The organism is Pantoea sp. SO10, assembly GCF_005281435.1.
GTDB lineage: Bacteria > Pseudomonadota > Gammaproteobacteria > Enterobacterales > Enterobacteriaceae > Pantoea > Pantoea leporis.
Genome location: NZ_CP040095.1, coordinates 3,956,373 through 3,981,565, shown reverse-complemented (window position 1 = coordinate 3,981,565; position 25,193 = coordinate 3,956,373). Strand labels below are relative to the sequence as shown.

23 protein-coding genes and 1 riboswitch are annotated in these 25,193 nt (G+C 57.9%); of the genes, 16 read left to right on the top strand and 7 right to left on the bottom strand.

All coding sequences use genetic code 11. The annotated features are described in order from the left end of the window. Window positions 1–115 precede the first annotated feature (115 nt). A complete protein-coding gene (locus tag FCN45_RS18455) occupies window positions 116–1,018 on the bottom strand; it encodes a GntR family transcriptional regulator (RefSeq protein ID WP_137386722.1) in 903 nt (300 codons plus the stop codon). A 135-nt stretch (window positions 1,019–1,153) separates the two neighbouring features. Between FCN45_RS18455 and FCN45_RS18450 the strand changes: the two genes are divergently transcribed. From FCN45_RS18450 to FCN45_RS18440, 3 genes are all read left to right on the top strand, one after another. Further along, window positions 1,154–2,182 carry a zinc-binding alcohol dehydrogenase family protein gene (locus FCN45_RS18450; RefSeq protein WP_137386721.1) on the top strand — a complete coding sequence of 343 codons (1,029 nt, stop codon included), beginning with the start codon at window positions 1,154–1,156 and terminating at the stop codon, window positions 2,180–2,182. A gap of 145 nt (window positions 2,183–2,327) precedes the next feature. Continuing rightward, a riboswitch (Fluoride riboswitch) is annotated at window positions 2,328–2,403 on the top strand. Between the two features lie 90 nt (window positions 2,404–2,493). Beyond that, window positions 2,494–2,871 carry a fluoride efflux transporter CrcB gene (gene crcB / locus FCN45_RS18445; protein WP_101762757.1) on the top strand — a complete coding sequence of 126 codons (378 nt, stop codon included), beginning with the start codon at window positions 2,494–2,496 and terminating at the stop codon, window positions 2,869–2,871. Between the two features lie 106 nt (window positions 2,872–2,977). Then, window positions 2,978–3,775, top strand: a complete 798-nt coding sequence (locus FCN45_RS18440; RefSeq protein WP_137386720.1) for a sugar phosphate isomerase/epimerase — start codon at window positions 2,978–2,980, stop codon at window positions 3,773–3,775. Here FCN45_RS18440 and FCN45_RS18435 read toward each other — a convergent pair. The 3 genes from FCN45_RS18435 to FCN45_RS18425 form a co-directional block, all read right to left on the bottom strand. Further along, window positions 3,772–4,377: an alpha/beta hydrolase gene (locus FCN45_RS18435; protein WP_137386719.1), complete on the bottom strand. Its 606-nt coding sequence runs from the start codon at window positions 4,375–4,377 to the stop codon at window positions 3,772–3,774. The two genes, FCN45_RS18440 and FCN45_RS18435, sit on opposite strands and share 4 nt — an antisense overlap. A gap of 11 nt (window positions 4,378–4,388) precedes the next feature. After that, on the bottom strand, window positions 4,389–5,330 hold the full coding sequence (locus FCN45_RS18430) for a glutathione S-transferase family protein (RefSeq protein WP_137386718.1): 942 nt from the start codon (window positions 5,328–5,330) through the stop codon (window positions 4,389–4,391). A gap of 99 nt (window positions 5,331–5,429) precedes the next feature. After that, the gene (locus FCN45_RS18425) at window positions 5,430–6,329 is read right to left on the bottom strand and encodes a LysR family transcriptional regulator (protein ID WP_137386717.1); all 900 of its coding nucleotides are present in this window, start codon (window positions 6,327–6,329) and stop codon (window positions 5,430–5,432) included. A 195-nt stretch (window positions 6,330–6,524) separates the two neighbouring features. Between FCN45_RS18425 and FCN45_RS18420 the strand changes: the two genes are divergently transcribed. After that, window positions 6,525–7,649 carry a GNAT family N-acetyltransferase gene (locus FCN45_RS18420; RefSeq protein WP_137386716.1) on the top strand — a complete coding sequence of 375 codons (1,125 nt, stop codon included), beginning with the start codon at window positions 6,525–6,527 and terminating at the stop codon, window positions 7,647–7,649. Here FCN45_RS18420 and FCN45_RS18415 read toward each other — a convergent pair. Further along, complete coding sequence (locus FCN45_RS18415) at window positions 7,646–9,478, bottom strand: ABC transporter ATP-binding protein (RefSeq protein ID WP_137386715.1); 1,833 nt, start codon at window positions 9,476–9,478, stop codon at window positions 7,646–7,648. The two genes, FCN45_RS18420 and FCN45_RS18415, sit on opposite strands and share 4 nt — an antisense overlap. Window positions 9,479–9,542: 64 nt before the next feature. On the opposite strand from FCN45_RS18415, the gene FCN45_RS18410 reads away from it, so the two are divergent. Then, a complete protein-coding gene (locus FCN45_RS18410; protein ID WP_137386714.1) occupies window positions 9,543–10,037 on the top strand; it encodes a GNAT family N-acetyltransferase in 495 nt (164 codons plus the stop codon). Between the two features lie 82 nt (window positions 10,038–10,119). Here FCN45_RS18410 and FCN45_RS18405 read toward each other — a convergent pair whose 3' ends face one another. Continuing rightward, entirely contained in the window at window positions 10,120–11,034 is a 915-nt protein-coding gene (locus FCN45_RS18405) for a sugar ABC transporter substrate-binding protein (protein ID WP_137386713.1), read from the bottom strand. Window positions 11,035–11,445: 411 nt separating this feature from the next. Here FCN45_RS18405 and FCN45_RS18400 point away from each other — a divergent pair, with 411 nt between their 5' ends. The 10 genes from FCN45_RS18400 to FCN45_RS18355 all read left to right on the top strand — a co-directional run bounded on the left by FCN45_RS18400 (window position 11,446) and on the right by FCN45_RS18355 (window position 22,809). Further along, window positions 11,446–12,837 (top strand): MFS transporter, encoded by a 1,392-nt coding sequence (locus tag FCN45_RS18400; protein ID WP_137386712.1) that lies wholly within the window; start codon window positions 11,446–11,448, stop codon window positions 12,835–12,837. A 123-nt stretch (window positions 12,838–12,960) separates the two neighbouring features. Next, window positions 12,961–13,293 (top strand): type II toxin-antitoxin system RelE/ParE family toxin, encoded by a 333-nt coding sequence (locus tag FCN45_RS18395; protein ID WP_137386711.1) that lies wholly within the window; start codon window positions 12,961–12,963, stop codon window positions 13,291–13,293. A gap of 19 nt (window positions 13,294–13,312) precedes the next feature. Beyond that, entirely contained in the window at window positions 13,313–13,645 is a 333-nt protein-coding gene (locus FCN45_RS18390) for a HigA family addiction module antitoxin (protein ID WP_101762746.1), read from the top strand. A gap of 156 nt (window positions 13,646–13,801) precedes the next feature. Next, window positions 13,802–14,965, top strand: a complete 1,164-nt coding sequence (locus tag FCN45_RS18385) for an HD-GYP domain-containing protein (protein ID WP_137386710.1) — start codon at window positions 13,802–13,804, stop codon at window positions 14,963–14,965. A gap of 109 nt (window positions 14,966–15,074) precedes the next feature. After that, on the top strand, window positions 15,075–15,164 hold the full coding sequence (kdpF, locus tag FCN45_RS18380) for a K(+)-transporting ATPase subunit F (RefSeq protein ID WP_081113208.1): 90 nt from the start codon (window positions 15,075–15,077) through the stop codon (window positions 15,162–15,164). Beyond that, on the top strand, window positions 15,164–16,843 hold the full coding sequence (gene kdpA / locus FCN45_RS18375) for a potassium-transporting ATPase subunit KdpA (RefSeq protein ID WP_137386709.1): 1,680 nt from the start codon (window positions 15,164–15,166) through the stop codon (window positions 16,841–16,843). Before kdpF ends, kdpA begins: the two co-directional genes overlap by 1 nt. 7 nt (window positions 16,844–16,850) lie before the next feature. Further along, complete coding sequence (gene kdpB, locus FCN45_RS18370; RefSeq protein ID WP_137386708.1) at window positions 16,851–18,899, top strand: potassium-transporting ATPase subunit KdpB; 2,049 nt, start codon at window positions 16,851–16,853, stop codon at window positions 18,897–18,899. Between the two features lie 11 nt (window positions 18,900–18,910). Beyond that, a complete protein-coding gene (kdpC, locus tag FCN45_RS18365; RefSeq protein ID WP_137386707.1) occupies window positions 18,911–19,483 on the top strand; it encodes a potassium-transporting ATPase subunit KdpC in 573 nt (190 codons plus the stop codon). Between the two features lie 89 nt (window positions 19,484–19,572). Further along, window positions 19,573–22,245: a two-component system sensor histidine kinase KdpD gene (kdpD, locus tag FCN45_RS18360; RefSeq protein WP_137386706.1), complete on the top strand. Its 2,673-nt coding sequence runs from the start codon at window positions 19,573–19,575 to the stop codon at window positions 22,243–22,245. Between the two features lie 54 nt (window positions 22,246–22,299). Then, a complete protein-coding gene (locus tag FCN45_RS18355) occupies window positions 22,300–22,809 on the top strand; it encodes a TIGR00645 family protein (RefSeq protein WP_110867675.1) in 510 nt (169 codons plus the stop codon). 112 nt (window positions 22,810–22,921) lie between these two features. Here the strand turns inward: FCN45_RS18355 and FCN45_RS18350 are convergent, their stop codons facing one another. Next, window positions 22,922–23,854 carry a LysR family transcriptional regulator gene (locus FCN45_RS18350; protein WP_137386705.1) on the bottom strand — a complete coding sequence of 311 codons (933 nt, stop codon included), beginning with the start codon at window positions 23,852–23,854 and terminating at the stop codon, window positions 22,922–22,924. Between the two features lie 92 nt (window positions 23,855–23,946). Here FCN45_RS18350 and FCN45_RS18345 point away from each other — a divergent pair, with 92 nt between their 5' ends. Beyond that, entirely contained in the window at window positions 23,947–25,152 is a 1,206-nt protein-coding gene (locus FCN45_RS18345; RefSeq protein ID WP_110867673.1) for an MFS transporter, read from the top strand. The last annotated feature ends 41 nt before the right edge of the window (window positions 25,153–25,193 follow it).

The following is a 25,193-nucleotide window of genomic DNA, read 5'->3' as shown; positions in this document are numbered from 1 at the left end:
AAAACGGTGCTGCCCCAACGGATTGACTTCGAGACTAGAAGCAATCAGATCGGGATGTTGCGGAGATGTTTCAGATTCGTGCGGGAGCTAATGCTTTGTGGTTTTTAATCGGTTTTTAATTGTACTGGCGGATCGAACGGATCATCGATGTCTTGGCGGTGCCGAGATGAGTGTGCAGGGCGCACAAGGCTTCGACATCCTGACGGCTAATTAGCGCTGCCAGGATCGCCATATGTTCCTCCAGCGCCACGATATTTCTCTGCTTAAGATCGGTTTCGTCCCATTGATAATGCGAGTGAAAAATCACGGAAATAATCTCCAGCGACTGATTAAAAAACGGATTGTTGGCGGCGGAAAGAATCAGCGTGTGCATCTCTTTATCCAGCGCGGCGAAGTGGCGGTAATTGCTGGCGATGGTGTCACGCATCGAACGATGGCGATCCAGCAGGTCGCGCGCCTGCATCCAGCGCTCATCCTGCGAGGGCAGGTTGAGAAAACGGGTCAGCGCGTGGGTTTCCAGCATTTCACGCAGCTCAAACAGGTTCTCGGCATACTTCTGATCGAACTTCTTCATGCGCCATTGTCCGCGCTTCACCGGTTCCAGCAGGTCATAACGCATAAAGCGCAGCAGGAATTCACGTACCACAACCGGACTGACCTTCACCTGCTGGGCTAACTGCAGCTCGCTAAAGGTATCGCCCGGCATCAGCTGACGTTGATTAATCAGGTTGAAAAAGGTCTGCTCAAACTGCAGCGCCTGCTGATCGATCGGCGGCGTCAGGGCGTTAAAACCATCTTCTTCGCTGGGATCGCGCACGATAACGTAGGTTGCATCCACCTTTTCCAGCACGCCGCGCTCATGCAGATGCTGCAAAGTGTGGCGCACCGTAGTGCGGCTGATGTTGAACATCTCAGCCAGCGCCGCCTGCGGTGGCAACGGCGAACGGATATGCCGTTTGGCAATGCCTTCCAGCATCTGATTAATCACGTTCTGACGTAGATTCTGGCTGCGGCTCATACGCGTCTCCGGTTTTTTATCTATTAAAAACCATACAAAGCCCAAAAAAAGCGGTTGGCTTCACACTTCCCCCAACGCAAAACGCTGCCATCGGCGATTTTCGCCATAACTGCGACAACAGCACAGGAGAAGCCAATGACAACGATGAAAACGCTGGTGGTCGCCGAGCCGCGCCAGATGGTATGGCAGCAGCGCGCGAAGCCGACGCCCGCTGCCCATGAAGTTCTGATCAAACCGATCGCCGCCGGCATTTGTGGCACCGATATCCACGCCTGGGCCGGAAATCAGCCGTTTTTCAGCTATCCACGCGTGTTGGGGCATGAGCTGTGTGGTGAAGTGGTGGAACTCGGCAGCCAGGCCAGCGGCTTCAGGCTGGGCCAGCGCGTGGCGCTGATTCCCTACGTTGCCTGCCAGCAGTGCGATGCCTGTTTAAGTGGCAAAACCAACTGCTGCGAAAAAATCTCGGTGATTGGGGTGCATCAGGATGGTGGTTTTTGCGAATTCCTCAGCGTGCCGACCAGCAATTTGCTGGCGGTGGATGAGGTTGACCCCGAAGCCGCCGCGCTGATTGAACCCTTCGCCATCAGCGCGCATGCGGTGCGCCGTGCGGCCGTTACGGCGGATGAGCAGGTTTTGGTGGTGGGCGCAGGTCCGATTGGTCTTGGCGTGGCCGCGATTGCGGCGGCAGCGGGGGCGTATGTGGTGGTGGCCGACACCAGCGAGCAGCGCTGTGCACACGTAGCGCAGAAGCTGGGTTTGGCGACGGTGAATCCATTAGACGCCGATTTTGAGGCGCAGTTGCGGGCGGAGTTTGGTGGGCGTTTGCCGGCCAAAGTGATCGATGCCACCGGCAGCCCAGCGGCGATGAACGGCGCAGTGAAACTGATTCGTCACGGCGGCACCATCGTGTTTGTCGGCCTGCATAAAGGCGATTTGGTGATCCCGGATATCGAGTTCCACAAAAAGGAAACCACGCTGCTGGGCAGCCGCAACGCCACGCTGGAAGATTTCGCGAAAGTAGGCGAACTGATGGCGAACGGGCAGCTTCGTGCCGACATGATGCTCAATCGCCATTATGATTTTTCTACTCTGGCAGAGCGCTTTGAAGCGGATGTGATTAACAACCGGGAACTGATTAAGGGCGTGATTCACTTCGAACGTTGATATTGGCACCAACCGTAGCGGCGCAATTTATTACGCAAAGAGGGGTTGGCACGGTGCCTTCACTGATGCGCGCGATAGATCGCGCCGCGACAACACTGTGCCTCCTTCTCCATATTGTCTGCATTGCCAAGCCAGCGTATTATCTCCCGCCTAAGGTGATGGCGTGCCACCTTCCCCAACCGCCGTTCTGGTCACAGACGGCTGATGACGCCTGACAACACTCGTATCCCTGCGCGGGAGACGGCGGTGTGTCAGGTGTTATTCTGTCCTGCCGCGGCCCTGCGCGTCATTCATATCAGGAGCTCCAAACTATGTTGAAGTCGTTACTGGCGGTGGTGCTGGGCGGTGCGGTGGGCTGTACGCTGCGTTGGTTGATCTCATTACGTTTTAACGCGCTGTTTCCTAATTTGCCGCCCGGCACCCTGATGGTGAATCTGGTGGGCGGTTTTATCATCGGCGCAGCGCTGGCCTTTTTTGTGCGTAATCCGCATATCGATCCCTTTTGGAAACTGTTAATTGTCACTGGCTTGTGTGGCGGCTTAACCACCTTTTCCACTTTTTCTGCAGAAATTGTTGGGTTGCTACAATCAGGTAAATACCTTTGGGCGATGTCGAGCGTGATGGTGCATGTTATTGGTTCGCTGCTGATGACCTTCGCCGGTTTTGCCGCGGTCAATCTGCTCGGATAACCATCGCGCTTGAAATAACTCCTCAGAGGTAGATACTGATCGCTATTCTGTGCGCGTGACGCACAGAATTTGTCACCGATTATCCGGACGATTAAGGAGCTGTGTCATGCGTTGTAACCCTAAATTCCTTAACCTGGTGTTGTTAAACGGTGAACCTGAGGAGAAGCTGCGTGCCGCACGCGCCGCCGGTTTCGATCAGGTTGAGATCTGGCGCGACGATGTACAAGCCAGTACGCCACAGTTAGCGAAGCAGTTGCAGCTTGGCTTCACCAATGTACAGGTGCTGCGCGATTTCACCGGTGCGCCGGATCGCGACCGCCAGCAAAAACGCGAAGAGCTGCGTCAGTTTATTCAGATTGCACAAACCATCGGCTGCGACACCATTCAGGCACCGGCCAGCACGCGTGAAGATTGTGTGGCGGCGCGTATTGATGAAGATTTACGTTGGATGGCATCGGAAGCCGCACGTTACAACATGCGCATCATGTATGAGCCGATGGCGTGGTGCAGCGTAGATAACACGCTGCCGCTGGCGTGGGAACGCTTGCAACGGCTGGACCAGCCGAATATCGGTTTGGTGGTCGATCTGTTCCACATCTGCGCGTTAGGCGGCTATGCGTCGCAGCTGGATGGCATTCCCGCCGACCGTATCTACGAAGTGCAGCTGTGCGATATGGCCGACATGCCACCGCAGGATAAGCAGCCGCTCAGCGAGTACGCGCGTCACCAGCGCCTGTTGCCGGGCGATGGCATCATCGAAGTGGAACGCTTTGTCGATAAGCTGAAAAGTGCCGGTTACAGCGGGCCGGTCGGCATTGAAGTGTTCAACGATAAGTTGAAGGCGCAGCCAGCAGACGTGGCTGCGCAAAAAGCGTGGCAGGCGTTAAATCGTTACTGGCCTTAATCCTGCAAACATTGCGCAATAAAACCGGCGGCATCCATCGCACCCTGCGATGAAATGGTGTGGCCGGTTGCCGCTTCATAACGCGCTTCCACCGTCACGCCAGCCTGCTGTAAACGTTGCTCCGCCGATACGCTTTCGCTAAACGGAATCACCTCATCGGCTTTGCCGTGAATCAGCAGCGCAGGCGTATACGGCTGCGGCGTTAATGCGCCATCAAATGCCAGACGGCCGGAAAAGGCCACCACGCCGGCTAGCGGATAACGGCCCGACGCCAGCGCATCTAACGCCATGATCGAACCCTGCGAAAAGCCCACCAGAATCACTTTGTCCCACGCATCCGCCATGCCGTGCTGCGCCATCAGCTGCTGCAGCGTGTTATCAAAGGCCGCGCGCGCTTCACGCACGCGCGCCGGGCGGTTTTCGGGCGTGATGCCGGTCAGGCTAAACCACTGATATCCCATCGCGTGTTCAAAAGGACAGGGCGCATTCGGCGAGGCAAACGCCACATCCGGCAGCAGGCGCGCCCAATGTTCGCCGAGCACCGCGAGATCATCGCCGTTGCTGCCGACGCCATGTAAAAAAATCACTAACGCTTTTGCCATCGCCCTGTTCCTTATAAATCGTAGGCCGCCATATCCGGGCCAACCGGCACAATGCCGTTGGGATTCAGCGCTTTAATTGAATAATAGCCCTGCTTGATGTGATCGATATTCACCGTCTGACGCACGCCAGAGACCGAAAGCATACTCTTTAGATAACGATCGAGCAGCGGATAGTCGCGCAGGCGGCGCAGGTTGCATTTAAACAGGCCGTGATAGGCGGCGTCAAAGCGCACCAGCGTGACGAACAGGCGGATATCCGCTTCGGTTAAGCGCTCGCCGAGCAGGAAAGTACGGCCATCCTGCAAGCGCAGCTCCAGCTCATCTAACTGGCTGAACACATCGTTGAACGCCTGCTGATAACTCACCTGTGTGGTAGCAAAACCGGCGCGATAGACGCCGTTATTCAGGCGTGGATAGATCGATTCGTTCAGCGCGTCGATCTCTGCGCGCAGATCTTCGGGATAAAGATCGATGCGATCGTCCGCCAGCGCGCCAAAGCCGCTGTTCAGCACGCGCAGGATATCGGCTGACTCATTATTGACGATGGTTTGCGTCTTTTTGTCCCACAGCACCGGCACGGTGGCGCGGCCGGTGAAATCGGCATCGGCACGGGTGTAGAGTTCGTGAAGGTATTCGGCTTTATTCAGCCAGTCGCGATCCGCGCCAGGATAATCACCGAAGCGCCAGCCTTGCGCGCCGAGCTGCGGCTCAACCACCGACACGCTGATGACCTTATCCAGCCCTTTCAGACTGCGCGCCAGCAGCGTGCGCGAGGCCCACGGACAAATCAGCGCCACATAGAGGTGATAACGATCCGGCTCGGCAGCGAATGCGCTGGAACCATCTGCACTAATCCAGTGACGAAAACTGGAGGTCTGGCGCACAAATCCGCCTTGTTGATCGGTGGCTTGCACCGGATGCCACTCTGCACTCCACTTACCGTTTACCAGCATCGTCTTCTCTCCTCAGTGTTGATGAAGTGAGCATACAGCGCTGCTGGTTAGGCGATAATCCGGGCAAAATGGCTTTCATTGCTTCCAAAATGGAAGGAATTAGCCGGGCGGATGGTGCTGGAAATGGGCGGCGAGGAAATCGATCAGCAGCCGGGTTTTCTGCGCCAGATGACGCGCCGGCGGATAGAGCGCGAACAGGCCCATGGGCGGCGTGGCGAATTCCTCTAATAGCGAGACGATTTCACCGCGCTGCAGTGCGGGTGCGGCAATAAAACCTGGTAGCCGCGCAATGCCCAATCCGGCGATCGCCGCCTGCAAACAGGCTTCGGTATTGGAGAAACAGAGACGACCGCGAATCGGCATGCTGACGCTGTCGCCGCACGGCGTCACGAACGGCCAATGCCAGGGATCGCGGAAGTTGGTATCGCTGATGCACTGATGAGCCGCCAAATCGCGCCAGTGCTGTGGCGTGCCGTGGTGCAGCAGATAACCGGAAGACGCGGCCACGCGGATCGGCACATCGCCGAGGCGGCGAGCAATCAGGCTGCTGTCGTCAAGCTTGCCGATGCGAATCGCCATATCGAAGCCTTCATCGACGATGTTAACTGCACGATCGGAGAAGTTCACGTCGAGTTCGATCTGCGGATAATGACGCGCGAACTCCACCAGCACGCTGGCCAACACCGCAGTACCAAAGGTGCCGGGCGCGCTGATTTTCAGGCGGCCGCTCGGCGTAGTGGCGCTGTCGCGCACCGTGGCATCCAGCGTATCAAAGGCTTCCAGCAGGGTTTTTACCCGCTCGTAATAGGCGCGACCGATTTCGGTGGGCGAGAGCGCGCGCGTGCTGCGTTTAAACAGCTGCACGCCGAGTTCCTGCTCCAGCCGGGAGACCAGCTTCGACGCCTGGCCGCTGCTGGTGCCGAGGCGTTCGGCCGCACCGGCGAAGCTGCCCACTTCTAGCACGGCGACAAACATTCGGTCACAATCGAGGCGATCCATGGCGTTTCCTGACGGCTAAAAAGCCTGAGTATACACATGCCTAAAGGGCGCGCGATAAATGGCGCCGCTACGGAACTATCCACAGGTCGGTTGCGGGCACAAAGCAAGGTATACACATTCAGTGCGCTGCACCTTTTCCCACGCGGGAAAACCTGTTGAACTAGGCGCCTGCTTTCATCAGGCCGGGAGCCGTGAATGTCTTTGCTACATCTGTCGTCGCTGGCGGAGATCTCCGCCGTCGAATGGGATGCGCTGTTACCTGACGATCAACCGTTTTTACGCCACGCATTTCTCTTGTCACTTGAAGAGAGCGGCAGCGTGCGGCCCGAAAACGGCTGGCAGACGGATCACCTGCTGTGGCGCGAAAACGGCACGCTGCGTGCCGCGATTCCGGGCTATCGCAAACGCCATTCGCGCGGTGAATATGTGTTCGACCATGCGTGGGCGGATGCCTGTCAGCGCGCCGGTATTCCTTACTATCCGAAATGGCTGGGCGCGATTCCGTTCAGTCCGGTGACTGGCGCACGCCTGCTGGGCGATGAAGAAGCGGTGCTGAAACTGCTCAGCGTGCTGCCGGATAACCTTTATCAACACGGTCTGAGCGGCGCGCACATCAACTTCACCACGCCGTTCGCCAACCACATTATGCAGCAGCAGCCAGACTGGCTGGAACGCCTCGGCCTGCAGTATCACTGGCACAACAAAGGCTACCGCGATTTTCAGGATTTCCTCGACACGCTGATGTCGCGCAAGCGCAAACAGCTGCGTAAAGAGCGTGAGCAGGTGATGAGCAGCGGCTTTGAATTCAGCTGGTATCGCGGCGATGAGCTGCGCGAAGATCAGTGGGATTTTGTTTACACCTGTTATGCCAACACTTACGCGGTGCGCGGCCAGCGGCCCTATCTGACCCGCCACTTCTTTAGCCTGCTGGCGGAGCGCATGCCGCATTCGATTCGCGTGGTGATCGCGACGCTACAAGGGCAACCGGCAGCGATGGCATTCTGCTTAATGGACGGCAGCACGCTGTACGGCCGCTATTGGGGCTGTCTGGCGGAGTTTGATCGGCTGCATTTTGAAACCTGCTTCTATCAGGGCATGGATTTCGCCATCGCGGAAGGTGTGCAGCGTTTTGATGCGGGCGCGCAGGGCGAGCATAAGCTGGTGCGCGGCTTTGAGCCGCACATCACCCATTCGTGGCACTATTTGTGTCATCCCGGCTTGCGCGATGCGGTGGCGGATTTTCTGCTGCAGGAACGGGAAGGCGTGCGCGGCTGGGCAATTGAAGCGCGCGACGCCTTACCGTATCGGCGTGGTGATTAATCCGCGCCGACAAAACCGCCGGTCTGATGCTGCCACAGGCGCGCGTAAAGTCCGCCGTGCGCCAGCAGTTCGCGGTGGTTGCCCATCTCGACAATCTCACCCTGCTCCAGCACCACCAGACGATCCATTTTGGCGATAGTGGAAAGACGGTGCGCGATAGCAATCACCGTTTTGCCCTGCATCAGCGTTTCCAGGCTCTCCTGAATCGCCGCTTCCACCTCGGAATCCAGCGCCGAGGTGGCTTCGTCCATGATCAGAATCGGCGCATCTTTCAGCAGCACGCGCGCGATGGCGATACGCTGACGTTGACCGCCCGACAGCTTCACGCCGCGCTCGCCCACGTGCGCATCCAGCCCGGTGCGGCCTTGTGGATCGGAGAGCAGCGGAATGAACTCGTCGGCGCGCGCGCGGATAATCGCCGCCTGCAGCTCCTCTTCCGTCGCATCCGGACGACCATACAGCAGGTTTTCGCGAATCGAGCGGTGCAGCAGCGACGTGTCCTGCGTGATCATGCCGATTTGTCCGCGCAGGCTTTCCTGCGTCACTTCAGCGATGTTCTGATCGTCAATCACAATACGGCCGCTGTTGATGTCATACAGCCGCAGCAGCAGATTCACCAGGGTGGATTTACCGGCCCCGGACGGGCCAATCAAACCGATCTTCTCGCCCGGCTTGATGTTGAGGTTGAGGCGATTGATCACCTGACGACTGCCGCCATAATCAAAGCGCACATCCTCAAAACGAATCTGACCGCGCGTCACCTGCATGTTTTTCGCATTCGGTTCATCCTGCACGCTCAGCGGCTGCGCGATGGTATTCAGGCCGTCCTGCACCATGCCGATGTTTTCGAAGATGCCGTTCACCACCCACATGATCCAGCCGGACATGTTCACCAGACGAATCACCAAACCGGTCGCCAGCGCAATCGCGCCAACGCTGATCAGCGACTGGCTCCACAACCACAGCGCCAGGCCGGAGGTGCTGACAATCAGCAAGCCATTCAGCGTCGAGAGCGTGATATCCATGGTGGTGACCATGCGGCTGGCGTGCTGGGTTTTGTCGGTTTGCTCCTGAATCGCCTCACGCGCGTAACGCTTCTCCAGATCGTTATGCGAAAACAGTTTGATGGTGGCGATGTTGGTGTAGCCGTCGACAATGGTGCCCATCAATTTCGAGCGCGCTTCCGATGACACCACCGAACGCTGTTTAACGCGCGGCACAAAGAAGCCCAGCGAAACGCTGTAAGCCACAATCCAGATCACCAGCGGAATCATCAAGCGCCAGTCGGCTTCGGCGAACAACACCAGCGAAGTCACCGCGTAAATCACCACGTGCCATATGGCGTCCACCAGCTGTACCGCCGAATCACGCAGCGAGTTACCGGTTTGCATGATGCGCTGGGCAATGCGCCCGGCAAAATCGTTCTGGAAGAAGTTCAGGCTTTGACGCAGCACGTAGTTGTGATGCTGCCAGCGGATCATGCTGGTCATGCTCGGGTTAATACTTTGATGTACCAGCATATCGTGCGCAGCAATCACCACCGGTCGCAGAATCAGCGCGACAAAACCCATCCACAGCAATATTTGCCAGTTATCGCTGAACAGCGAAGCGGGCGTCGAGTGATTAACCAGGTCAATGATGCGGCTGAGATAGCTGAACAGCGCCACTTCGATCAGCGCCTGCGCCAGCCCGACAATCAGCAGCGCGACAAAGCTCGGCCACACCTGACGCAGATAGTAGAAGTAGAACGGCCAGACGCTGGCGGGTGGGGAATCGGTTGGCGCATCCTGGAAAATATTGATAAAACGTTCAAAACGGCGATACAACATAGAATCACTCTTCCCGAAATGGTGAGAGTTAACAGCTTAGTGCAAGTGAAAAGGGATTACCGACATGGATTTACACATTCGCGGTCGTGAGCCGGGCGATGCCGCCGCCTACCAACGCCTATACAGCCATCCTGACGTTTATCGCTGGACCACGCAGTTGCCGTGTCCGAGCATAGCGACCTGGCAGAAAAAATTCGAAAAGATGGATGAGCTGGGATACATCGGCTTTGTTGCGGAGATTGAGGGTGCGATGGTCGGTGAGCTCACGCTGTTTGTCGAACAGCGTCCGCGCACGCGTCACAGCATCAGTTTTGGTATCAGCGTCGATCCGGCGTTTGGCGGGCGCGGCATTGGTGAAAAGCTGATTCGCCACGCCATCGATTACGCCTACAACTGGCTCGGCATCATGCGCATTGAGCTGGAAGTGTTTCACGATAACGAACGCGCGCTGCGCCTGTATCAAAAGCTGGGCTTCGAGCGCGAGGGCGTGAAGCGCAAAGCCTGCCTGCGCGACGGCGAATATCACGATATCGTGCAGATGGCTAAACTAAAAAACTGATGGGTTTTGCGCAATAAATTGCGCCGCTACGGAATTGTGCACGCATTCGTAGCGGTGCGATTCATCGCTCGCGTTTGACCTTTTACTGACTCTTCTCAACGTACTTCTGCATATTCTCTTTGGTCACCAGCTCGAACGGGATCCACACGTGTGAATCCACTTTCTCGCCTTTGATCAGCTTCTGCGCCACATCCACCGACGTTTTGCCCTGGCCGACCGCATCCTGGAAAACCGTGACCTGAATTTTGTCCTGCGACAGCGCTTTCAGGCCGTCTGGCGTAGCATCGATACCGCCAATCAGCACCTTTTTATTGCTTTTGGCCAGCGCCATGGCCGCGCCAATCGCCATCTCATCATTATTAGCCGCAACGATATCAATCGCTTCATCGTTGCCCAGCCAGCTATTCATCAAATCCATGCCTTCATTGCGCGCGTAGTTAGCGGGCTGTTTCTGTACCACTTTCATGCCGGGATATTTCGCCACCACTTGCTCAACGTCTTTGGTGCGTTGCAGCGCACCGGCGTCGGTCAGGTTACCGATCATGATCGCCACATTGCCTTTGTAGTTAGCCATTTTCGCCAGCGCTTCCATCTGCAAGGTGCCGGATTCACGCTCGTCGGAGCCGACAAACACCACGCCGGCCGGCAGCGATTTATCGCCTGGGGTGCGGTTGACGTACACCAGCGGAATTTTTGCCTGCTGCGCCAGCCTGGTGAGCTGCGGCGTGCTGGCGGAATCGACCGGATCGACGATGATCGCATCCATGCCCGCACCGATAAAACTCTGCACCTGATCGGTCTGACGTCCCACGTCACCGCGTGCATCTTCAAACTGAATATCAAGCCCACGCGCTTTGGCTTCTTTATCAATCGACTGGCGAATGATGGTGAGGAAGTTTTGGTCGAAGTAGGCCATCGACACGCCAATTTTTTCCGCCAGCGCCGATAGTGACGTCGAGAGCAGGCCGAGCAACACAATCGCCTTGAGGATTTTCATCGCAGACTCCAGAGTAAGCTTGTTATTAGAATGAATGTTTCATCGATATTAAAAATGGCTCAATGAAATCATTTTCAGCCTACGAGCCCGCCACCCGGCTGACAATCGGCAAGGTTGGATTTTGCAGCTAAGCGCACACTTTGCTCTAGGGTGCGTTTTTCCTTCGCGCGCTCATAGTTGCACTGCGAATTATTTTCTTAGAGTTAGCGCACATTGCGGTGCAACAGCCTGCTGATTTTTGAGGTTCTGTGCAGCACCGCACCTTGCTTTGTGCTGGCTGCCAATTCTGGCGCTAATTAGCACTGTCGATTCCGCCATTCGCCCAATGACCACGCCTGAAACCGCTTCCTATAGTTGCTGAACAGGGAAATAAAGCGGTATTCCGGCACGTTCATTTGAGGAATTCAGCCCATGCTAAAAGCCAATCATCGTCCACAGAACAGCCACGTACGCGTTGGGATCCTTTGCCTGATCCTGTTTCTTTCCGTGGTGGCGTATGCCGACCGCTCGATCCTGTCGATCTCAGGATCGGCGATCAAAGATGAGTTTGGACTTTCGGCGATCCAGCTTGGCCTGATCCTCTCGGCATTTAGCTGGGCCTATGTGATCGGCCAGATCCCCGGCGGCCTGTTTCTCGATCGCTTCGGCACCAAAAAAGTGTATGGCGTGACGCTGGCGCTGTGGTCGATCTCCACGTTGCTGATGGGCTTTGTCGGCGAGTTCTCCAGCGGCATGACCATGGCGCTGACGCTGATGTTTGCGCTGCGTTTCGCGCTGGGCCTGATTGAAGCACCGAGTTTTCCCGCCAATGCGCGCGCGGTGATCATGTGGTTCCCTAGCGCTGAACGCGGCCGCGCCTCTTCACTCTTCGCCTCGGCGCAATATTTTGCCGTCGCTATCTTCTCACCGCTTTCCGGCTGGCTGGTGTCGCGTTTCGGCTGGGAATGGCCGTTCTTTGTGCTGGGCGGCATTGGCGTGCTGGCGGTGTTTGTCTGGATGGGCTTTATGCGCAGCCCGCGCCATCATCCGCAGGTCTCGGAAAATGAATTGCGCTACATTGAGCAGGGCGGTGCGCTGGTTGATATCGATTCGGCACAAACGCTAAAAGCGCGTCCGCCGTTGAGCAAAGCAATGTTCAGGAAGCTGCTCAGCAACCGCATGCTGTGGTGCGCCTATATCGGCCAATATTGCATCATCGCGTTGAGCTACTTCTTCATCACCTGGTTCCCGATCTATCTGGTGCAGGCGCGCGGCATGAATATTCTTGATGCCGGCTTTGCCACCATCGCACCGGCGGTATTTGGTTTTCTCGGCGGCATCAGCGGTGGCTATATCTCCGACAAACTGCTGGCAAGCGGCTGGAGTTTATCCTGGGCGCGTAAAACGCCGTATATTGTCGGCATGCTGATGGCGGCATCGCTGGTTCTGGCGGCGGTGATCCCCAGCAACGTCGGCATTATCGCCATGATGTCGTTCGCCTTCTTTGGTAAAGGCGTGGCGGCGGGCGCCGGAACCTGGACGATTGTCAGCGATACCGCACCGAAAGAAGCGGTTGGCCTTGCGGGCGCGATTTTTAACGGCATCGGCAATATGGCGGGTTTTATCACGCCGCTGCTGTTTGGCATCATCGTCGGCTTGACCGGCAGCTACAGCATCGGGCTGGTGTTTGTCGGCGCGCACTGCGTGGTCGCCGCACTGCTGTTCTTGCTGGTGATGGGACCGATTGAACGCGTTGGTGCGGAGCAGAACCCTGCTGCCTCTTATGAAAATTCGGAGAAAGCGCGCGGTATTAAAGCGGTTTAATCATCGGCTCATAAATTTTTGGAATCCCGATCTGAAATTCGTTATGATGTTAAAAAATGCACTTGAGCACAGTGCGTTAGTGCAATAAGTTGTCCACCATGTTTACATCAGGTGTGGTAGTAGATGAAGGGTTCAATTCACAGTTTCAGGGACGATTGGCTGCGATTATTTTTTGTTTATGCAACACCGCATAAGCATATCCCGGCCATGATTGAGTCCGTATTGGCGCGCAAGCTCGACATCATCCATGCCGCAACATCGCATCATGATTTGCGTTCACCACCGGGTAATCGCTTTGAGGCCTTAAGACCTCCGCTATTGGGATATTATTCAATACGGATAAATGAGCAGTATCGACTAATTTTTCAATGGGTTAATGGCACGGCAAGAGATTTCTATCTCGATCCACACACTTATCGTAAACACCGCTACCAGCCACTTGTGGCCAACTGCTAACCGTTAAAGAGAAGCAATAATGAAACAGGCGATGCGTAAACCGACCAGCGTTGGCGATGTTTTGCAGTACGAGTTCCTCGAGCCGCTTAACCTCAAAGTGAATGACCTGGCAGAGATGTTGAACGTGCACCGCAATACAGTCAGTGCATTGGTGAATAACAACCGTAAACTGACCACCGAAATGGCCTATAGGCTGGCAGCTGTTTTCGATACTTCAGTCGATTTTTGGCTGAATCTGCAGCGCCATTTGGATCTATGGGAAGTGGAAAACGATGCCAGAACACAGGAAGAGTTGAGCAGGGTAACGCCGTTAAGTGCCTTTCTGGCGCAGCGTTCAGCGGTTGTAGCCTAAAATCATGGTCGCCATAAATGGCGATCCAACGTCGTAAAATTCGCATTTATACGCACCTCTCTCGCAAACCTCACCGATCGCACAAATCCACTCTGAAGATTTTTTGCTCAGCTGCCGATACCTCCTTACCACCCACTGATATTAAGGAGCGATATCGTGATAAAGCTGATTAATGTTGACGAACTGCGGCAGGGAATGTTTATCCACAAACTGGAGGTTTGGTGGGTCAAAGATAAGCGCATTCGCAACCAAATGCTGATCACTGATAAACGCCAGATCGCGATGATCCGCAATGAGGGGATCCTGCAGTTATGGATCGATCTCGACAAATCGCTACAGGCACCCGTCACGCCTGCGCCGAAAAAAGAGATTCCTCAAACCCCGTTTTTCCAGGAGATGGATCAGGCGCAAAGCATCTTCAATCAGGGGAAACCGCAGGTGCTGGCGATGTTTAACGAGGCGCGCATGGGGCAAGGCCTCGACCTCGATTACACCCTTGATCTGGTTGATCAAATTGCCGGTTCCATCACCCGCGAACCCACGGCACTGCTGAGCGTGGCTCGCCTGAAGAATCACGACGATTACACCTATCTGCACTCAATGGCGGTGTGCGGTTTGATGATCTCGCTCGGCAAAAAAATGGGCCTCGATGAGCATCAGCTGCGGCGCGTTGGTATGGGCGGTTTGCTGCATGATGTGGGTAAAGCCGCAGTGCCGCTGGAGATTCTCAACAAACCCGGCAAGCTCAGCGATGAAGAGTTCACCGTGATGCGTCAGCATCCGATCGTGGGCGCGCAGATGTTAATGGACGCCAATGCCGGTGAAGATCTGCTGGATATCGCGCTGCATCACCATGAAAAGTATGACGGCAACGGTTATCCGCACGGACTGAAAGGCGACGAAATCTCACTGTATGCGCGCATGGCATCGGTGTGCGACGTCTATGATGCCGTCACCTCGAATCGTCCTTATCGCCAAGGCTGGACGCCTGCCGAAGCGATGCACAACATGTTGAGCTGGCGTGGCCACTTCGATAATACGCTGCTACACGCCTTCGTACGCACCATCGGCATTTATCCGGTGGGATCGCTGGTGCGACTGGCTTCCGGGCGCGTGGCGCTGGTGGTACAGGCTGGCGAAAAATCGCTGCTCAAGCCCAAAGTACATGTGTTCTGGTCGCTGCACGCGCAGCGCGAAGTGAAACCGGAAGCGCTCGATCTCGGCGACAGCTTCTGCACCGACAGCATCACCGGCGCGGAAGACAGCGGCTTATGGCAGAACATCGATCTGAACCGCATCTGGGCGTTAGAAAGCGCTTAATTCTTCACCATTTTTATACTTTATTTACGCCCGCTTCCCGCCTTTTTACCTCTTCTTTATGCCGCGCCGCGCATGCTTGCAGCATTACCAAAATCCTCTGGAGGTTGCTGTGAGCGTGGGCGTGATAGCCGGCATCGTGCTGGTGTTTGTTCTTCTGGGCTACCTGATTTATGCCCTGCTTAATGCGGAGGCATTCTGATGGCGGCGAATGCATTCATGCTAATTGCGGTGTTTCTGCTGGTACTGATGGTGCTGGCACAACCGCTGGGACGTTATCTCGCCCTGTTTGTGGCTGACAAGCCGCTGCTGCCGCGCACCGAAGGCGCGCTGTGGCGACTGGCCGGTGCCGACGGCGATGCCATGCGCTGGCCGCACTATCTGCTGGCGATTCTGCTGTTTAACGCGCTGGGTTTTGCCTTGCTGCTGCTGATGTTGATGACGCAGGCTGCGCTGCCGCTGAACCCGCAGCATCTGCCTAATCTCAGCTGGGATCTGGCGCTCAATACCGCCATCAGCTTCGTTACCAACACCAACTGGCAATCCTACGCTGGGGAAAGCACGCTGAGCTATTTCAGTCAGATGGCGGGCCTCACGGTGCAGAACTTTCTGTCGGCGGCGACCGGTATCGCCGTGGCGTTTGCGCTGATTCGTGGTTTTGCCAACCGTTCGCTGGATACGCTCGGCAACGCATGGCGTGACCTGACGCGCATTACCCTTTACGTGCTGCTGCCGATCAGCCTGGTTATCGCGTTGTTCTTCGTCAGCCAGGGCAGTATTCAAACCTTCGAGCCTTACCATGCGCTCACCACGCTGGAAGGCGCGCAGCAGACGCTGCCGCTCGGGCCGGTGGCGTCGCAGGAAGCGATCAAAATGCTCGGCACCAACGGCGGCGGTTTCTTCAACGTTAACTCGGCGCATCCGTTCGAAAACCCGACGGCGCTGACCAACTTCGTGCAGATGCTGAGCATCTTCCTGATCCCGGCGGCGCTCTGTTTCACCTTTGGTCAGCATCTGGGCGATCGTCGTCAGGGCCACATGCTGCTGTGGGCGATGACCATCATGTTTGTGCTGGCGGTGATCGCCGTGATGTGGGCCGAACTGCGTGGTAATCCGCACTTCCTCGCGCTCGGCGCAGACAGCGCCATCAACATGGAAGGCAAGGAGACGCGCTTCGGCATTCTCAACTCCAGCTTGTTTGCGGTGATCACCACGGCGGCGTCGTGCGGTGCGGTTAACGCCATGCATGACTCCTTCACCGCGCTCGGCGGCATGGTGCCGATGTGGTTGATGCAGCTGGGTGAAGTGGTGTTCGGCGGCGTCGGTGCTGGCCTGTACGGCATGCTGCTGTTCGTGCTGCTTGGCGTGTTTATCGCCGGGTTGATGATCGGTCGCACGCCAGAGTACATGGGCAAAAAAATCGACGTATGGGAGATGAAGATGACCGCGCTGGCGATCCTGGTGACGCCAACGCTGGTGCTGCTCGGCACCGCGCTGGCGATGATGACCGACGCCGGTCGCGCCGGTATGGCCAATCCTGGTATTCATGGCTTCAGCGAAGTGCTGTACGCGGTTTCCTCGGCATCCAATAACAACGGCAGCGCCTTTGCCGGACTGAGCGCTAACACGCCGTTCTGGAACCTGCTGCTGGGCTTCTGCATGTTGGTGGGCCGTTTCGGCATCATCATTCCGGTGCTAGCGATTGCCGGTTCGCTGGCGGCGAAGAAAATTCAGCCAGTCGGCAACGGCACGCTGCCAACGCACGGCCCGCTGTTTATCGCGCTGCTGATTGGCACCGTCTTGCTGGTGGGCGCATTGACGTTCATCCCCGCGCTGGCATTGGGCCCGGTCGCGGAACATCTGCAATTAATTCAGGGATAACGGAATCATGAGTCGTCAACAACTGGCGCTGTTTGATGCGGCGCTAACCCGCGTTGCCATGCTGGATGCGCTGAAAAAACTCGATCCACGCGTGCAGTTCCGCAACCCGGTGATGTTTTTGGTGTGGATCGGCAGCGTGCTGACCTCGGTATTGGCGGTGGGCATGGCCAGCGGCGCGCTCAGCGGTAACGCGGGCTTTACCGCCGGCGTCGCCATCTGGCTGTGGTTCACCGTGCTGTTCGCCAACTTCGCCGAAGCGCTGGCGGAAGGGCGCAGCAAGGCGCAGGCCAACAGCCTGAAAGGCATCAGTAAAACCAGCGATGCGAAAAAACTGGCCGAAGCGCGCTACGGCGCAGCCTGGCACAACGTGGCGGCCGATACGCTGCGCAAAGGCGATGTGGTGCTGGTGGAAGCCGGTGACATCATTCCGTGCGACGGCGAGGTGCTGGAGGGCGGCGCATCGGTGGATGAGAGCGCCATCACCGGTGAATCCGCGCCGGTGATCCGTGAATCGGGCGGGGATTTCTCCTCGGTGACCGGCGGTACGCGCATTCTTTCCGACTGGCTGGTGATTCAGTGCAGCGTCAATCCGGGCGAAACCTTCCTTGACCGCATGATTGCGATGGTGGAAGGCGCGAAACGCCGTAAAACGCCGAACGAAGTGGCGCTGACCATTCTGCTGGTGTCGCTGACGATTGTGTTCCTGCTGGCGACCGCCACGCTGTGGCCGTTTTCAGCGTATGGCGGCACGCCGGTCAGCATCACGGTGCTGGTGGCGCTGCTGGTGTGTTTGATCCCGACCACCATCGGCGGCCTGCTGTCGGCCATCGGTGTGGCGGGCATGAGCCGCATGCTGGGCGCGAACGTTATCGCCACCAGCGGCCGTGCGGTGGAAGCGGCGGGCGACGTAGATGTGCTGATGCTGGATAAAACCGGCACCATCACGCTTGGCAACCGTCAGGCGACGCAGTTTCTGCCCGCGCCGGGCGTCAGCGAACAGCAGCTGGCCGATGCGGCGCAGCTGGCATCGCTGGCCGATGAAACGCCGGAAGGGCGCAGCATCGTGGTGTTGGCGAAGCAGAAATTTAACCTGCGTGAGCGTGACTTGAGCAGCATGGGGGCGAGCTTCATTCCCTTCTCGGCGCAAACGCGCATGAGCGGCGTAAACGTGCAGGATCGTCTGATCCGCAAAGGCGCGGTCGATGCGGTTCGTCGCCACATTGAAGCCAATCATGGCCGCTTCCCGTTAGAAGTGAATGCCGCCGTGGAAGAAGTGGCGCGCGCTGGCGGCACGCCGCTGGTGGTGGCCGAAGGCGCGCAGGTGCTTGGCGTGGTGGCGCTGAAAGATATCGTCAAAGGCGGTATCAAAGAGCGCTTTGCCGAGCTGCGCAAGATGGGCATCAAAACGGTGATGATCACTGGCGATAACCCATTAACCGCGGCGGCGATTGCGGCGGAAGCGGGTGTCGATGACTTCCTGTCTGAAGCGACGCCGGAAGCCAAGCTGGCGCTGATTCGTCAGTATCAGGCCGAAGGGCGCTTAGTGGCGATGACCGGCGACGGCACCAATGACGCACCGGCGCTGGCGCAGGCCGACGTGGCGGTGGCGATGAACTCGGGAACCCAGGCGGCGAAAGAGGCCGGCAACATGGTCGATCTCGACTCGAATCCGACCAAGCTGCTGGAAGTGGTGCACATCGGTAAACAGATGCTGATGACGCGCGGTTCGCTTACCACCTTCAGTATCGCCAACGACGTGGCGAAGTATTTCGCCATTATTCCGGCCGCGTTTGCCGCCACCTATCCGCAGCTCAACATGCTCAACGTGATGGGGCTGCATTCGCCGAACTCGGCGATTCTGTCGGCGGTAATTTTTAACGCGCTGGTGATTGTGTTCCTGATCCCGCTGGCGCTGAAAGGCGTGAGTTATCGTCCGCTGAGCGCGGCGGCGCTGCTGCGTCGCAACCTGTGGATTTACGGTGCGGGCGGATTAGTGGTGCCGTTTATAGGTATTAAAGCCATCGACCTGCTGCTAACGCTGCTTGGTCTGGCTTAAGGAGAAGAGAAATGAGTCAGTTACGTCCGGCTATTGTATTGTTACTGGTGCTTACGCTGCTCACCGGCGCGGTCTATCCGCTGCTGACCACCGGTCTGGCGCAGTGGTGGTTCCCATCGCAGGCCAACGGTTCGCTGATTGAGCAGGATGGCGCGGTACGCGGTTCCGAGCAGATTGGACAAATGTTTAATCAGCCGGGCCACTTTTGGGGCCGACCTTCCGCTACCGGCGATGCGCCTTATAATGCATTGGCCTCCAGCGGCAGCAATCTGGCAGGCAGCAATCCGGCGCTGGATAAAGCGGTAGCGGAACGCGTCGCCGCGCTGCGTGCGGCGAATCCGCAAGCGCCCAAAGCGGTGCCGGTGGAGTTGGTCACCGCATCGGCGAGCGGATTAGATCCGGATATTTCGCCAGAAGCTGCGTTGTGGCAGGCACCGCGCATCGCCGCCGCGCGCAAGATGGCGCTGAAAGATGTCGAGGCGCTGATTGTGCGCCACACCGAGCGCCCGCTGCTGCCGTTTGTTGGCGAAGAGACGGTAAACGTGCTGCGCCTGAATCTGGCGCTGGATGATTTACAAGGATAAACCCCTCGCGCAATGCATTGCGCCGCTACGGTATATGTACGCAATCGTAGCGGCGCGATTTATCACGCTGTTTTTACGATGGACGATCGATGAACGACGATGTTGCCCGCCCCGATCCCGATGCGCTGCTGCTGAACCACAGCGACAGCCATCGCGGTAAGCTGAAAATCTATTTTGGCGCCTGTGCGGGCGTGGGCAAAACGTTCGCCATGCTGCAGGAGGCGCAGCGCCTGCGGGCGCAAGGTCTCGACGTGTTAGCCGGCGTGGTAGAAACCCACGATCGTGCAGAGACCGCCGCGCTGCTCAACGGGCTGGCGCTGTTGCCACGGCGAACCATCGGCCGTTCGCGCCACGCCGAATTCGATCTCGATGCCGCGCTGGCGCGCCATCCGGCGGTGATCCTGATGGATGAACTGGCGCACACCAACGTGCAGGGTTCGCGTCATCCCAAGCGCTGGCAGGACATTGAAGAGCTGCTCGAAGCGGGCATTGACGTCATCACCACCGTTAACGTCCAGCATCTGGAAAGCCTGAATGATGTGGTCGGCGGTGTCACCGGCATTCAGGTGCGTGAAACCGTGCCCGATCCCTTCTTTGATAGCGCCGACGAAGTGGTGCTGGTGGATCTGCCGCCGGACGATCTGCGTCAGCGGCTGAAAGAGGGCAAAGTCTACGTCGGCGACCGCGCCGAACGCGCCATCGAAAACTTCTTCCGTAAAGGCAATCTGTTCGCGCTGCGTGAGCTTGCGTTGCGTCGTACCGCCGATCGCGTGGATGACCAGATGCGTGCCTGGCGCGATCGGCAAGGCCGCGACAAAGTGTGGCACACGCGTGACGCCATTCTGCTGTGCATCGGCGACGATACCGGCAGCGAAAAGCTGGTGCGCACCGCCGCGCGTTTAGCGGCACGGCTCGGCAGCGAATGGCACGCGGTGTATGTGGAAACGCCGCGCCTCAATCGGCTACCGGAAGCGCGCCGTCGCGCCATTTTACGCACACTGCAACTGGCGCAGGAACTTGGCGCTGAAACCGCCACGCTCTCCGATCCCGATGAAGCGCGCGCGGTGCTGCGTTACGCGCGCGAGCACAATCTCGGTAAAATCGTGACCGGCCGTCAGCCACAACGGCGCTGGCGGCGCGACAGCTTTGCCCAGCGCCTCGGCGAACTCGGCCCGGATCTCGATTTGCTGGTGGTGGCGCTGGATGAACCGGTGCGCGATGCGCCGCATCCGCTCAGCGGCCAGCGCGCCAGCAACGAAAAATGGCGGCTCTATCTGCGCGGCTGTGTGATGGCGCTGCTGCTGTGTATTTTGGTCACCGGCGTTGGCCGCTGGCTGCTGGTGGCGTTTGATCCCGCCAACAGCGTAATGATTTATCTGCTGGCGGTGGTGCTGGTGGCGCTGCGCTATGGCCGCTGGCCGTCGGTGTTCGCCACGGTGATCAACATCATCGCTTTCGACCTGTTCTTTGTCGCGCCCACCGGCACCGTGGCGGTGTCGGATTTGCAGTATCTGGTGACCTTTGCGGTGATGCTGGCGGTGGGCGTGATTGTTGGGAATCTGACAGCGGGCGTGCGCTATCAGGCCAAAGTGGCGCGCTACCGCGAACAGCGCGCGCGACATCTGTATGAGATGGCGAAAGCGCTCGGCAGCGATTTGACGCCGCAGGATATTGCCACCACCAGCCAGCGCATCATCGATGTCACCCTGCAGGCGCGCAGTTTACTGCTGTTGCCGAATGAGCAGGGCGAGCTGGAAACCGTGGGCGATACGGCGATCGGTACGCCGCCGGATCTGGCCATCGCCAAATGGAGTTACAGCAAAGGCCAACCGGCGGGCGCGGGCACCGATACCTTGCCCGCGGTGCCGTACCAGATTTTGCCGCTGAAAAGTGGTAATCACTGTCTCGGCTTGCTGGTGGTGGAACCGGAAAACCTGCGTCAGCTGATGATCCCCGAACAGCAGCGTTTACTGGAAACCTTCACCGTGTTGATTGCTAACGCGCTGGAACGCATGGCGCTGTCGCACAGTGAGGCGGCGTCGCGGCTGGCCGCCGAGCGCGAGCAGCTGCGCAATGCGCTGCTGTCAGCGCTGTCGCACGACCTGCGCACGCCGCTGACGGTGCTGTTTGGTCAGGCGGAGATGCTGATGCTCGATCTCGCCAGCGAAGAGTCGAAGTATGTCGGCCAGGCCAATCAGATTCGTGAACAGACGCTGAGTACTATCCGGCTGGTGAGTAACATGCTGGATATGGCGCGCATACAATCCGGCGGACTCAATCTGCGCGAAGAGTGGGTGGCGCTGGATGAGGTGATTGGCGGCGCGCTGAGCAGCATGGGCCCGTCGCTGAAGGGCCATGAATTTATCCTCGATTTACCCGAGATGGTGCTGATCAAAGGCGACAGCGCCATGCTGGAGCGCGTGTTTACCAATCTGATCGAAAACAGCCTGAAATACGCAGGCAACGCGGCGCAGCACGGTATTCGGGCGTGGCGCGATCGCGATCGGCTGGAGATTGCGGTGTGGGACAGCGGTCCCGGCATCGCGCCGGAGAACCTCACGCGTATTTTTGACAAGTTTGCGCGCGGTGATAAAGAGTCGGCGGTGCCGGGCGTCGGCTTGGGTTTGGCGATCGGTAAAACCATTATCGAATCCCATCGCGGGCGCATCTGGGCGGAGAATCGGCCGGAAGGCGGCGCGGTGTTCCGTTTGTCATTGCCGCTGCCCGCCGCGCCTGAAATTTCTGAAGAAGGGCTGAAATAACTTCACATAAGTTCGGTTATACTCGCCCACTTGTCTGTTGATTAATGGGAACTTATGGAACGTTTTATCGAAAACCTGATGTATTCATCGCGCTGGCTGCTGGCTCCGGTTTACATGGGACTTTCGTTGGGCCTGCTGGCGCTGACCATCAAATTCTTCCAGGAAATTTTTCACCTGTTGCCGCACGTCTTCAGCATTGCGGAGAACGATTTGATTCTGCTGCTGCTGTCGCTGGTGGATATGACGCTGGTCGGCGGTTTGCTGGTGATGGTGATGCTCTCGGGTTACGAGAACTTTGTCTCCAAGCTGGATATTGATGAGCACAGAGAGAAGCTGAGCTGGCTCGGTAAAATGGACTCCGGCTCGTTGAAAAACAAAGTCGCGGCCTCGATTGTGGCGATTTCGTCGATTCACCTGCTGCGTATCTTTATGGACGCGCGCAACATCGAAAACGAAAAGCTGATGTGGTACGTGATTATCCACCTGACGTTTGTGCTGTCGGCCTTTGTGATGGGCTGGCTGGACAATATGTCGAAGGGGGATAAGAAAGCGGTAAAGATGTAGTTTGTGCGCGCTGTCCCTCACCCCAGCCCTCTCCCGCAAGCGGGCGAGGGGGCTGACCGCGCTACCATCGGTTCCCTCTCCCGTTGGGAGAGGGTTAGGTTAGGGACAACCGCTACCGCGTCGCTGGCTGCGTCCCGGCTAACTTCGGCATCACGTCCCGAATCATGGCGAAAAACTTCTGTAACCGCGCCGGATAGTAGCTGGCCCACGGATAAGTCAGCCACACCGGCAGCGGCGGCGCTTGCCACTCCGGCAACAGCTGAATCAAATCCCCTTTCGCTAAATCCTCCTGCACCACCCACGATGACACCACCGCCGCGCCCATCCCGGCAACGGCGGCTTTGCGCACCGCGTATAAACTGTCGCTGGCGAGGCGCGGGGCAATCGCCAGGTTCACCGGCTGACCATCGTTAATACGCTGCAGGGCGATTTCGTTGCGATAAAAACTGGTCAGCGCCAGCCAGGGCAGGTTGGTGAGCTGCGAGACGTCCTCAATCGGCGGGTGCGCGGCCAGCAGCGACGGTGCCGCCACCACAAAGCGCGGCACTTCCGCCAGCAGCACCGCCACGATGGACGCATCGCTGGGCGCACCGACCTGAATGGCGCAGTCGATGTTTTCGCTGATGAAGTCTGGCGTGCGGTCATTCAGCGTCCACTCCACGTTTAAGCGTGGATAGCGATGCAGATAATCAATCAGCGGTTCAATTAGCTGATCCTGACCAAACGCATGCGGCGCCCGCACGCGCAGCGTGCCAATCGGGTCGTCGCTGGCGCCGGTGAGATCATCCTCTAGCGCGTGCCAGGTCGCGACCAGCTGACGCGCCTGCGCATAACAGCGTTCGCCATCGTCGGTGAGTTTCAGCGCATGCGTGGTGCGCATAATCAGTTTGAGACCGAGCCGCTGCTCAAGCGCCTGCAGCCGTCGGCTGATGGTGGGCTGCGTGGTGCCAAGCTGGGCGGCGGCGGCGGAAAGCGATCCGCTCTCGACGATGCGGATAAAGGTCTGCATCAGTTCGATACGATCAAGGCTGGATGGGTTGTTCATACGCACCGCGCATAACAGTTCTGTGTTTGAGCAGTCTACCGCGTATGGCGGCAACGCGCTTTAATAAGCGCACTTTCACGGGGGAATCCACTATGTCAGCTATATCAACGTCAGCCATGCCAGCTGAAAAACTGCCCGCGCCGCTGGTCTTCACGCTCGCGGCCGGTGCCGGACTCAGCGTTGCATCTATTTACTACAGCCAGCCGATGCTGGATATCATCAGCAAACAATTCAACGTCGGCATCGGCAGCGTCGGCATGGTGCCAATGCTGACGCAAGCCGGTTACGCGCTGGGAATTTTGCTGCTGGCCCCGCTCGGCGACCGCCACGATCGCCGTACCATTATCCTGATTAAAGGTCTGCTGCTGGTTGCCGCGCTGCTGCTGTGTGGCTTCTCGGGCGGATTGAACGCCTTGCTGATTGCCAGCTTCGTCACCGGTTTAACCGCTACCGTGGCGCAGGATATCGTGCCCGCTTCCGCGGCGTTAGCGCCGGAGCGCAGCCGCGGCAAAATCGTCGGCACGGTAATGACGGGATTGCTGGTGGGGATTTTGCTATCACGCGTGGTAAGCGGCGTGGTGGCGGAGTATTTCGGCTGGCGCACCATGTACATGATTGCGGCGGCGGCGGTGTTGCTGATTAGCGTGGCGCTGTGGCGCGTGCTGCCGCGCTTTACGCCGGGCACGTCGGTGAGCTATCCGCGTTTGCTGCTGTCGCTGGCGCATCTGTGGCAGCACCATCAAACGCTGCGCCGCGCCGCGCTGGCACAAGGTTTGTTGTCGGTGGGCTTTAGCGCCTTCTGGTCAACGCTGGCGTTGATGCTGAGTCAAAACTTCCATCTGGATAGCGCGGTCGCTGGCGCATTCGGCCTTGCGGGTGCGGCAGGCGCTCTAGCCGCGCCGTTAGCGGGCAGCGTGGCGGATCGCATCGGTCCGGCGCGTGTTACGCAGTACGGTGCCACGCTGGTAATGGTGTCGTTCGCGCTGATGTTCCTGCTGCCGCTGCTGCCGATGCCGGCTCAGCTTGGTCTGATTATCATCAGCACCATCGGTTTTGATTTGGGGGTGCAGGCCACGCTGGTGGCGCATCAGACGCTGGTTTACAGCCTGGCACCAGAAGCACGCAGCCGCCTTAACGCCTTGATGTTTACCGTTGTTTTCATCGGCATGGCGACCGGCGCGGCGCTGGGTAGCCTGGCGCTGGCACATTGGGGTTGGACCGGCGTGGTCGCACTCTCAACATTGGCCGCTGCGCTTGCCTTGATGATTCGCCTCGCAAGCCGTCATCTGAAAAACTGATCGCCTAACATGTGCCAGGCTTAAAGGAGAATGTTATTTAA

What these genes read in the sequence shown, in the direction of transcription:
- FCN45_RS18455 (WP_137386722.1), bottom strand. Translation starts at nt 1,018, where the DNA reads ATGAGCCGCAGCCAGAATCTACGTCAGAACGTGATTAATCAGATGCTG.
- FCN45_RS18450 (WP_137386721.1), top strand. Translation starts at nt 1,154, where the DNA reads ATGACAACGATGAAAACGCTGGTGGTCGCCGAGCCGCGCCAGATGGTA.
- crcB (WP_101762757.1), top strand. Translation starts at nt 2,494, where the DNA reads ATGTTGAAGTCGTTACTGGCGGTGGTGCTGGGCGGTGCGGTGGGCTGT.
- FCN45_RS18440 (WP_137386720.1), top strand. Translation starts at nt 2,978, where the DNA reads ATGCGTTGTAACCCTAAATTCCTTAACCTGGTGTTGTTAAACGGTGAA.
- FCN45_RS18435 (WP_137386719.1), bottom strand. Translation starts at nt 4,377, where the DNA reads ATGGCAAAAGCGTTAGTGATTTTTTTACATGGCGTCGGCAGCAACGGC.
- FCN45_RS18430 (WP_137386718.1), bottom strand. Translation starts at nt 5,330, where the DNA reads ATGCTGGTAAACGGTAAGTGGAGTGCAGAGTGGCATCCGGTGCAAGCC.
- FCN45_RS18425 (WP_137386717.1), bottom strand. Translation starts at nt 6,329, where the DNA reads ATGGATCGCCTCGATTGTGACCGAATGTTTGTCGCCGTGCTAGAAGTG.
- FCN45_RS18420 (WP_137386716.1), top strand. Translation starts at nt 6,525, where the DNA reads ATGTCTTTGCTACATCTGTCGTCGCTGGCGGAGATCTCCGCCGTCGAA.
- FCN45_RS18415 (WP_137386715.1), bottom strand. Translation starts at nt 9,478, where the DNA reads ATGTTGTATCGCCGTTTTGAACGTTTTATCAATATTTTCCAGGATGCG.
- FCN45_RS18410 (WP_137386714.1), top strand. Translation starts at nt 9,543, where the DNA reads ATGGATTTACACATTCGCGGTCGTGAGCCGGGCGATGCCGCCGCCTAC.
- FCN45_RS18405 (WP_137386713.1), bottom strand. Translation starts at nt 11,034, where the DNA reads ATGAAAATCCTCAAGGCGATTGTGTTGCTCGGCCTGCTCTCGACGTCA.
- FCN45_RS18400 (WP_137386712.1), top strand. Translation starts at nt 11,446, where the DNA reads ATGCTAAAAGCCAATCATCGTCCACAGAACAGCCACGTACGCGTTGGG.
- FCN45_RS18395 (WP_137386711.1), top strand. Translation starts at nt 12,961, where the DNA reads ATGAAGGGTTCAATTCACAGTTTCAGGGACGATTGGCTGCGATTATTT.
- FCN45_RS18390 (WP_101762746.1), top strand. Translation starts at nt 13,313, where the DNA reads ATGAAACAGGCGATGCGTAAACCGACCAGCGTTGGCGATGTTTTGCAG.
- kdpA (WP_137386709.1), top strand. Translation starts at nt 15,164, where the DNA reads ATGGCGGCGAATGCATTCATGCTAATTGCGGTGTTTCTGCTGGTACTG.
- kdpB (WP_137386708.1), top strand. Translation starts at nt 16,851, where the DNA reads ATGAGTCGTCAACAACTGGCGCTGTTTGATGCGGCGCTAACCCGCGTT.
- kdpC (WP_137386707.1), top strand. Translation starts at nt 18,911, where the DNA reads ATGAGTCAGTTACGTCCGGCTATTGTATTGTTACTGGTGCTTACGCTG.
- kdpD (WP_137386706.1), top strand. Translation starts at nt 19,573, where the DNA reads ATGAACGACGATGTTGCCCGCCCCGATCCCGATGCGCTGCTGCTGAAC.
- FCN45_RS18355 (WP_110867675.1), top strand. Translation starts at nt 22,300, where the DNA reads ATGGAACGTTTTATCGAAAACCTGATGTATTCATCGCGCTGGCTGCTG.
- FCN45_RS18350 (WP_137386705.1), bottom strand. Translation starts at nt 23,854, where the DNA reads ATGAACAACCCATCCAGCCTTGATCGTATCGAACTGATGCAGACCTTT.
- FCN45_RS18345 (WP_110867673.1), top strand. Translation starts at nt 23,947, where the DNA reads ATGTCAGCTATATCAACGTCAGCCATGCCAGCTGAAAAACTGCCCGCG.